5 protein-coding genes are annotated in these 5,548 nt (G+C 64.7%); all 5 read right to left on the bottom strand.

Annotated features, from left to right (window positions below; all coding sequences use genetic code 11):
* Window positions 1-90 precede the first annotated feature (90 nt).
* Window positions 91-981: a crotonase/enoyl-CoA hydratase family protein gene (locus tag JOZ76_RS07260; protein ID WP_291697946.1), complete on the bottom strand. Its 891-nt coding sequence runs from the start codon at window positions 979-981 to the stop codon at window positions 91-93.
* Window positions 982-1,132: 151 nt separating this feature from the next.
* Window positions 1,133-2,554, bottom strand: a complete 1,422-nt coding sequence (locus JOZ76_RS07255) for an amidase (RefSeq protein WP_291697945.1) — start codon at window positions 2,552-2,554, stop codon at window positions 1,133-1,135.
* Complete coding sequence (locus JOZ76_RS07250; protein ID WP_291697944.1) at window positions 2,547-3,719, bottom strand: M20 aminoacylase family protein; 1,173 nt, start codon at window positions 3,717-3,719, stop codon at window positions 2,547-2,549. The genes JOZ76_RS07255 and JOZ76_RS07250 overlap by 8 nt, the downstream gene beginning before the upstream one ends.
* Before the next feature lie 287 nt (window positions 3,720-4,006).
* On the bottom strand, window positions 4,007-4,693 hold the full coding sequence (locus tag JOZ76_RS07245; protein WP_291697943.1) for a DNA-3-methyladenine glycosylase I: 687 nt from the start codon (window positions 4,691-4,693) through the stop codon (window positions 4,007-4,009).
* 14 nt (window positions 4,694-4,707) lie between these two features.
* The coding region (locus JOZ76_RS07240; protein ID WP_291697942.1) for a M20/M25/M40 family metallo-hydrolase at window positions 4,708-5,548 on the bottom strand (841 nt) is incomplete at its 5' end.

Below are 5,548 nucleotides of genomic sequence, written 5' to 3'. Positions count from 1 at the left end.
CGTGGCGGTCATCGTTTTCGAGACGCCGGTGCCTACTGGATCGCCCGCTTTCGCGGGTGATGACCACCGAGAGGCGTGCAGCAGCCGGTGTTATTTGTACGCCCGCTCGTCCCACCACGGAAAATAGTCCGGCATGTCGGCCGAGACCTTGTTCCTGAACTGCGCGGGGCGCTTCTCCAGAAACGCCGTCACGCCCTCCTTCACATCCTCGGAACGCCCTCGCGAGTAGATGCCGCGGCTGTCGACCTTGTGCGCCTCCATCGGATCGTCGGCGCCCAGCATGCGCCACATCATCTGCCGGATCAGTGCGATCGATACCGGCGCGGTCTTGTCGGCGATTTCGCGGGCCAGCGCGCGCGCCGTCGGCAACAGCTCGTCTGGCGGCACCACCTTGCTGACGAGGCGGCCGGCGAGCGCCTCCTGCGCCGGAAACACGCGGCCGGTAAAACACCATTCCAGGGCCTGCGAGATACCGACGATGCGCGGCAAAAACCAGCTCGAGGCCGCCTCCGGCACGATGCCGCGCTGGGAGAACACGAAGCCGAAGCGGGCAGCTTCCGACGCAATGCGCATGTCCATCGCAAGCTGCATGGTGACGCCGACGCCGACCGCCGGTCCGTTGACGGCCGCGATCACAGGCTTGAGGCATTTGAAGATGCGCAGCGTGACCTGGCCGCCGCCGTCGCGCACGTTCGGGTCGGAGTAATCGACCTTGCCATCCGCCTGCCGCTTCACCGGCCCGCGCCTTGCGTCGCGATCAAAGGTGTTGGCTCCGGAGGAGAGGTCGGCGCCGGCGCAGAAGGCGCGGCCCGCGCCGGTCACGATGATGGCGCGGACGTCGTCGTCCCGATCGGCCTTGTCGAACGCGTCGATCAACTCGATCTGCATCACGCCATTGAAGGCGTTGAGCTTGTCCGGCCGGTTCAGCGTGATCGTGAGGATGTTGTCGGCGACCTCATAGAGGATGGTCTCATAGGCCATGGGCGTTTCCTTCTTTGTGTTGTTTATGGGCTGTTCTTTCAACGTCGTCATGCCCGCGCTTGTCGCGGGCATCCACGTCTTGCTTTCACAGAGATGTCTAAGACGTGGATGGCCGGGACAAGCCCGGCCATGACGAGGTTTTACTGAGGCACTAGTGCTTCGGCGGGGTCGGCCAGGGGCGCTGCGGCCCGCGCAAGGACTCGAACACCTTCGCCATACCGAGCACGCCGATGTCGTCAAAACGCCGGCCCACGATCTGCACGCCGATCGGAAAGCCGTCCTTGTCATAGCCGGCATTGACCGAGATCGCCGGGTTCTCCGCCATGTTCCATGGCACGGTGTAGCAGATGTGCTCGAACGGTTTTGCCGGATCGTTGACGGGCGAGGCGAACTCGGCCGGGAATTTCACGCCCGGCGAGACCGGCGAGATCAGATAGTCGATCTCGCCGAACAATTTGGCCGCCGCCGAGCGCATTGCCATCGTGACATTGTAGCCGCGGAAGACGTCGAGGCCGGAAAGTCTTGTCGCAGCCTCCGCCCATTGATGGATGTAAGGCAGGACCCTGCCGCGCTCGTCCTCGGGCAGTTTTTGGAGATCGTCCCACATCCGGGCGCGCCAAAAGCTGTCGAGGCCATCGAGCATCTCGCGCGTCATGAAGCCATCGACCTCGGTGACGACGGCGCCCGCCGCCTCAAAGGCTTTTGCGGCCTTGATGGCGACCTCGCGGACCTCCTTCTGCAGCGGATCGCCGGCCTCGAGGCGCAGCATCAGCCCAAGGCGCAGCTTGCGCGGTGACTTCTCCAGCGTCTTCCATGCCAGCGAATCCGGCGGCAGGCACATGCTGTCGCGGCGGTCCGGCTTGGCCAGCACGCACATCATCAGCGCGGCATCGTCCACGGTGCGCGTCATCGGACCTGCGACGCGGCCGAGATAGGTCGGATCGATCGGCACACGCCCAAAGCTCGGCTTCAGGCCAACGAGGCCGCACCAGCTGGCGGGGAGGCGGATCGAGCCGCCGATGTCGGTGCCGACATGCAGCGGACCGTAGCCGGCAGCGCCGGCCGCGCCGGCGCCTGCGCTGGAGCCGCCGGGATTCTTGCTGACATCCCAGGGATTGCGGGTCAAGGGATGGAACGAGGAAAGTCCTGACGACAGCATGCCGTAGTCGGGCATCGTGGTTTTTGAGAAGATGATCGCGCCCGCTTCGCGCAGCCGTGCGGCGGGCGGCGCATCCGATGGCGCGGGCGTCAGCTTGACGCTGGCGGCGCCGAGCGGCACCGGAACGCCTTTGGTGGCGACATTGTCCTTGATCGTCACCGGCACGCCATCGAGGCTGCCGGCGGGCTCGCCCTTGTGCCAGCGCTCGGTGGAGGTTTTGGCGGCCGCACGTGCGCCGTCGGGATCGAAAGCATAAAGCGCCTTGAGATGCGGCTCCCAGACCGCGATGTGCGAGAGCAGGTCGTCGAGCACCTCGGACGGCGAGAATTGCTGGCTGCGGAAGCCCGCGAGCATGTCCGCGGCACTGAGATCGTGCAATGAGGCGACGGTGTCGCGTGGAGCCGGCTTATGCATGGGAGTTGGCCAGAAGTCTGGTTTCAATGATGCGGGCGAAGACGCTGGCGCCAATCGGCAGGATCTTGTCGTCCAGGATGTAGCCGGGATTGTGCACCGGTACCGAGCCGTCATGGCCGACCCAGAAATAGGCGCCGGGGATGTCCTGCAGCATGTCGGCGAAATCCTCGCTGCCCATTTTCGGCTGCGCCCGCGTGAACACGTTTGCCGGCTCGACCACCGTGCGCGCGACCTCCGCGACGACGCGCGACTGCTCCTCCTGATTGACCAGCACACTGAACCCGTCTCGGATGTCGGTCTCGATCTCAACCTGGAACGCGGCGGCCATGCCCGCGCAGAGCGTCCGCATCCGCTCGCGGATCAACGTGCGCACCTCGTCCGAGAAAGCACGCACCGTGCCGCAAAGATGGGCCTCGGCCGGGATCACATTGTAAGCGGTGCCGGAATGGATCTGGGTGATCGACAGCACCGCCGCCTGCTGCGGTTCGACGTTGCGGCTCACGATGGTCTGCAGCGCCTGTCCGAGCGTCATCGCGATCACCACGGCGTCCTTGGACCGTTCGGGCATCGCGCCATGGGCGCCGTAGCCATGGATCCGGATGTCGAAGAAGTCGGCGCCGGCCATGGCGGGACCAGGCAGGATCGCGATCTCGCCGTGGTTGAGATCGGGCGCGTTGTGCAGTCCGTACAGTTCGTCGCAGGGGAATTTTTCGAACAGGCCGTCTTTGATCATGGCGCGCGCGCCGCCAAGACCCTCCTCGGCGGGCTGGAAGATGAAATGCACGGTGCCATCGAAATTGCGTGTCTCGGCGAGGTAGCGCGCGGTGCCCAGCAGCATGGTGGTGTGGCCATCATGGCCGCAGCCATGAAAGCGGCCGGGGATGGTCGAACGCCATTTCAGATTGGTGTTCTCTTCCATCGGCAGCGCATCCATGTCGGCGCGCAGGCCGATGCGCTTGTTGCCGGCTCCTTTGCCCCTGAGCACGCCGACCACGCCAGTGCCGCCGAGCCCGCGATGCACCTCGATGCCCCATGCCTTGAGTTTGTCGGCGACAATGCCCGACGTGCGCACTTCTTCGAAGCCGATCTCGGGGTGCGCGTGCAGGTCGCGGCGGATCGCCGTGAGTTCGTCGGCGTAGCCTTGGATGCGATCGATGGTCGGCATGTCCTCTATCCGGTTGAACGTGACAATTGTTTGCAGTGAAAGCGGGCCGTTCGGCTTGATGCGAATGCCGGGCCTCAGTCGGGTCCGTGGCAGCGCGGCGGTGTCGGCTTCGCCAGCTTCAACGCGTGCAGAAATCCGCCGACGGCGATACTGGGCATCAATCAGGTCTCGGTGTTTCACTTCCGCACAAACGTTAAGCGCGTCAGCGACGGCAGCGCAAGCGATCACCCCCGTCAGTTTTGCATGACGCGCCCGACAACGATCATGAGTCGGACAGGGGTCCGTACCTAGGTGCCGTAATTCTCGCCAATCGACAGTGCGCAGATGCGAGATAAATGAGCATAGGGCAGGCCGGTCTCCTTGGCCCACGCATTGAATTGCGCCTGCACCTTGGCGAGATCGCCCTTGGATTTCACCTCTTCTGCAATGTCGAGGCCGGCATCACGCAGGCAGGCGACGACGTCCTTCGAGGTCACAAAGCCGTCCCAGCCGATGAAGCGCAAGAACATCTGCCCGGTGTTGCCGCCGAGCCGGCTGCCGCGTTTGCTCAAGAGATCGAGCAGGCCGATCTCGTCCGACGAGGGCCAGTCGGCCAGAAATTTGCCGAAGCTGCCGTGTTCGCCGGCTATATCGAGAATGAATTGCGCATTGTCGCGCACCGACATGATTTTTGCGCCGTTGCGGACGATGCGCTGATCGCGGGTCAGTTCGTGCCAGAAATCGTCGCTCTGCACGACGAGCTTTTTCGGCTGAAAGCCGAGGAACGCCGCTTCAAACCCGTCCCATTTCTGCTCGATGACGCTCCAGGCAAAGCCGGCCGAGAACACGCGCCGGGTGATCTCGGCCAGCACCCGATCGTCGGCGAGTTTCGTGAGCGCCTTCTTGTCCGGCGCGTCCGGCAGCAGCTTTTTCAGCGCGACGGGCCCGCCTTTGCGCTTCTCGGCCCGCGCACGAATAGCCTTGAACGAGGTCATCGGCCGCTCCGATTCTAGTCCAGCGTTGCCAACAGACCTGCCATCAGCCGGCCGCGCTCGGCGAGGCTGTCGACCTCGATATGCTCGTTCAACGTATGTGCATCCGCGCCGCGCACGCCGAGCCCGTCGAGGGTGGGGATGCCCATGGCACCGGTGAAATTGCCGTCGCTTCCGCCGCCTGCTGAGCCATGCGGCAGGTCCATGCCGAGCTCGGCGGCAACCTGTTGCGCCTTTTCATAGAGCGCCATCGTGCCGGCATCCGGCTCCCACACCGGCCGCGTCACACCGCGCGTGACCTTGAAAGCCACGTCGTTCGCGGTTCCCGACAGCGCCAGCATGCGCTCGACGCCGCGGTCGAGATCGGCCTGGCGCTTGGCCATGCTCAGCGCCTCGCCGGTGCAGGTGGTGGCGACGCAGTTGACCCACTGCCCGCCATGCACGATGCCGACCGAAAAAGTGCAGTCCTCCGAGGTCATCGCGTCGATCTCGAGGATTTTCCGCGCCATCTCGCGGATCGCCGAGCGTCCCGACGACAGCGTGGCGCCGGCATGGCTCGGACGTCCTGATGTCTCCAGATTGAAGCGGGCAATCGCGTAGCGGCCGGTGACCACGCCGTTATTGGCGCGCCCGGGCTCCGGCACCAGGACATATTTGTTGCGCGCGGCTTCCGCCTCGATGAGGTCGCGGGTCGAGGGCGTGCCGACTTCCTCGTCGGGCGTGAACAGCACGGTGATCGGCAACGGTGTCGTGAAGTCGGCACGCGCAAGCTGCCGGATCGCCTCGAGCGTGAGATAGTTGCCGCCCTTCATGTCGAAGATCCCGGGGCCAAAACATTTGTTGCCCTCGCGCCGCCAT

The sequence above is a fragment of the Bradyrhizobium sp. genome, from assembly GCF_019244115.1.
In the GTDB taxonomy this organism is placed as follows: domain Bacteria; phylum Pseudomonadota; class Alphaproteobacteria; order Rhizobiales; family Xanthobacteraceae; genus Bradyrhizobium.
This window is presented reverse-complemented; position numbering and strand designations above follow the sequence as displayed.